Raw genomic sequence first — 3,269 nt, forward strand, 5'->3', positions numbered from 1 at the left:
GGGCGCATTCAGCAACCGCCAGCGGCGCCCCGCCCTCGTTGTGCCGGTATATAGACCCCGCCCAACAAAACTGTCAACACGCCTTTTTCAATTTCCCGAAACTTTTTCCAACCAACACCCAACCCTGTGGATAAGCGATCGCGGCTAATCGAAAAAGCCCAACGAAAACAGGCGCTGCTATGGCAGCGCCTGCGAAAACCAAGGCTGTCACAAAGATGCGACCGCGAAATCAAGCCAGCGTATAGGCAGTCTTTACCGTCGTATAAAACTCCGCCGCATATTTGCCCTGCTCGCGCGGGCCGTAGCTCGACCCCTTGCGCCCGCCAAACGGCACATGGAAGTCGACACCTGCGGTCGGCAGATTGACCATCACCATGCCGGCCTCAGCATTGCGCTTGAAATGCGTTGCATGCTTCAGGCTGGTCGTCGCTATGCCGGACGACAGGCCGAACGGCGTGTCATTGGCGGTATGCAGGGCTTCCTCGTAATCCTTGACGCGAATGACACTGGCGACGGGGCCAAAAATCTCTTCGCGCGAAATGCGCATCTGGTTGGTTGCCTCGGTGAACAGGGCGGGCTGCAGATAGAAGCCCGGGGCCTCGCGGTTGAGCCGTTCGCCGCCGAACGCCAGCTTTGCGCCTTCGCTCCTTCCAATCTCGATATAATTCATATCCTGATCGAGCTGACCCTGGTCGACCACCGGGCCGATATGCGTGCCCGCCTTCAACGCGTCATCGATCACAAGCCCCTTCAAGCGCTCTGTCGCGGCGGCAACGAATTTGTCGTGGATGCCTTCGGTGACGATGATGCGCGACGAGGCCGTGCAGCGCTGCCCTGTCGAAAAGAAGGCGCTGTTGACGGCTGCCTCGACTGCGACGTTGAGGTCCGCGTCGTCGAGAATGACGAACGGATTCTTGCCGCCCATCTCCAGCTGGAACTTGCGCATATGCTCGATCGAAGCTGCGGCGACGCGCTTTCCGGTGCCGACGGATCCCGTGAAAGTGATGGCCTGGACATCGGCACTGTCGAGAATCGTCTGACCGACCACCGACCCCTTGCCCATGACGAGATTGAGAACGCCCTTGGGCAGGCCGGCGCGGTGCAGAATATCGACGATGGCCCAGGAGCAGCCGGGTACGAGATCGGCCGGCTTGAACACCACCGTGTTGCCATAGGCGAGCGCCGGCGCGATCTTCCACGCGGGAATGGCAATCGGGAAATTCCACGGCGTGATAATACCGACGACCCCGACGGGTTCGCGCGTAATCTCCACCCCGATGTTCGGACGGGCGCTCGGAATCACTTCACCGGCAAGCCGCAGAACTTCGCCGGCAAAAAAATCGAAAATCTGTGCGGCGCGCAGCGTCTCGCCGATCCCTTCCGCGAGTGTCTTGCCCTCCTCCCGCGACAGCAGGCGGCCGAGTTCGTCCTTGCGCGCGGTGATTTCATCGGCAGTCTTGCGCAGGATCGCATGACGCTCGAGAATGCCCGAACGCGACCAGGCGGGAAACGCTGCCTTTGCCGCCGCGATGGCCCGAACTGTATCTTCAGCGCTGGCACGTGCGTACTCGCCGACGACATCATTGGTATTCGAGGGATTGACGTTGGCAACGGCATCGCTGCCGAACCACTCGCCATTGATAAAGTTCTGGTGCAGGGTCATGTGATATATCTCTCTCCGTTTGGCCGAACCAATAGCATAGGAGCAGTCGGGTTCAACGTGAAATTGCGCCGCTTCTCTCGATTTGACCCGAATAGGTTTCGCCGCCATGGCCGTCTGTGCGAACATCGCCGCCGATTCGAAGACTTGATATAGGAAGGCCTGGCGCTATTTTCAGGCGTCAGCGAGGAGGTACGAAAGAATGCCCTATCCGCTGTTCAATCTTGAAGGACGGCTTGCCCTTGTCACCGGTTCGAGCCAAGGCATTGGTTTCGCGCTTGCCAAAGGGCTCGCCGAGCACGGTGCGGCGGTCGTCATCAATGGGCGTGACAGGGTAAAGGTCGACGCCGCCGTCGGTGAACTCGCGGCCGCCGGGCTTAAGGCCTATGCCTCGACATTCGATGTAACCGATCTTGCCGCAGTAAAGGCAGGGGTCGATGGGATCGAAACGGAAATTGGGCCGATCGATATTCTTGTCAACAATGCCGGCATGCAGTTTCGCGCACCGCTCGAGGATTTTCCCGAGGATAGATGGCAGCAATTGCTGCAGACCAATATCTCAAGCGTATTTTACGCCGGCCAATCTGTCGCCAGGCATATGATCAAACGCGGCCGAGGCAAGATCATCAACATTGGTTCTGTCCAGAGCGAGCTCGCGCGCCCGTCGATCGCGCCCTATACGGCGACAAAGGGGGCGGTGCGGAACCTGACCCGCGGCATGTGCGCCGACTGGGCGAAGCACGGCTTGCAGATCAACGCCATTGCGCCCGGCTACTTCAAGACGCCGCTCAACCATGCGCTTATGGACAATGCGGATTTTTCGGCATGGCTGGAAAAGCGTACGCCCGCGGGCCGATGGGGTAATGTCGATGAATTGGTGGGCGCGGCAGTGTTTCTTGCTGGTGACGCTTCTTCCTTCGTCAACGGCCAGGTCCTGCATGTCGATGGCGGGATAACGGCCTCGGTATGATTCGCGTTATCGTCATGGGTGTGAGCGGCTCCGGAAAATCTTCCGTCGGCGCCGACATTGCCAAAGTTCTCGGGCTGCCATTCCTTGAAGGCGATAGCCTGCACCCGGCAAGCAATGTAGCCAAGATGGCGGCAGGCACGCCATTGACGGATGACGACCGCTGGCCGTGGCTTGACCAGATCGGCGCGACGTTGGCAGCGGCCGAAGACGGGATCGTTGTATCGTGCTCGGCATTGAAGAAAGTCTATCGCGACCGCTTGCGCAAGGCTGCTGCCGGGCCCCTGGCTTTCGTGTTCCTCGATGGCAGCGAGGCAGTGTTGCATGAGCACATGGCCAAACGCACCGGGCATTTCATGCCGGTTACCATGCTGGGCAGCCAACTGACGACGCTCGAGGCGCCGGTTGATGAGCCTCGCGTCCTGCGCCAGGATGTGGCAGAACCGATCAATGTCATCGTGCAGGCAAGCGTGTCCTGGCTAAAAGAATTGGACCCATAAACGCACGCAAGCCGGGGGATGCCGGGCTTTTGTGTGGATTGGTGTTATGTGATGTTGGTTGCGGGGACAGGATTTGAACCTGTGACCTTCAGGTTATGAGCCTGACGAGCTACCGGGCTGCTCCACCCCGCGTCAATTGTGT

General features: G+C 59.5%; 3 protein-coding genes and 1 tRNA gene. 2 read left to right on the forward strand and 2 right to left on the reverse strand.

Going from position 1 to position 3,269, the window contains the following annotated elements:
• Positions 1–229: 229 nt before the first annotated feature.
• The gene (locus BR48_RS0101770; RefSeq protein ID WP_027229745.1) at positions 230–1,663 is read right to left on the reverse strand and encodes an aldehyde dehydrogenase family protein; all 1,434 of its coding nucleotides are present in this window, start codon (positions 1,661–1,663) and stop codon (positions 230–232) included.
• Positions 1,664–1,862: 199 nt separating this feature from the next.
• On the opposite strand from BR48_RS0101770, the gene BR48_RS0101775 reads away from it, so the two are divergent.
• Positions 1,863–2,630 carry an SDR family oxidoreductase gene (locus tag BR48_RS0101775; RefSeq protein ID WP_027229746.1) on the forward strand — a complete coding sequence of 256 codons (768 nt, stop codon included), beginning with the start codon at positions 1,863–1,865 and terminating at the stop codon, positions 2,628–2,630.
• The gene (locus BR48_RS0101780; protein ID WP_027229747.1) at positions 2,627–3,127 is read left to right on the forward strand and encodes a gluconokinase; all 501 of its coding nucleotides are present in this window, start codon (positions 2,627–2,629) and stop codon (positions 3,125–3,127) included. Before BR48_RS0101775 ends, BR48_RS0101780 begins: the two co-directional genes overlap by 4 nt.
• A gap of 55 nt (positions 3,128–3,182) precedes the next feature.
• Here BR48_RS0101780 and BR48_RS0101785 read toward each other — a convergent pair.
• Positions 3,183–3,259, reverse strand: a tRNA-Met gene (locus tag BR48_RS0101785).
• Positions 3,260–3,269 lie beyond the last annotated feature (10 nt).

It is taken from the genome of Phyllobacterium sp. UNC302MFCol5.2 (assembly GCF_000686005.1).
GTDB classification, from domain to species: domain Bacteria; phylum Pseudomonadota; class Alphaproteobacteria; order Rhizobiales; family Rhizobiaceae; genus Phyllobacterium; species Phyllobacterium pellucidum.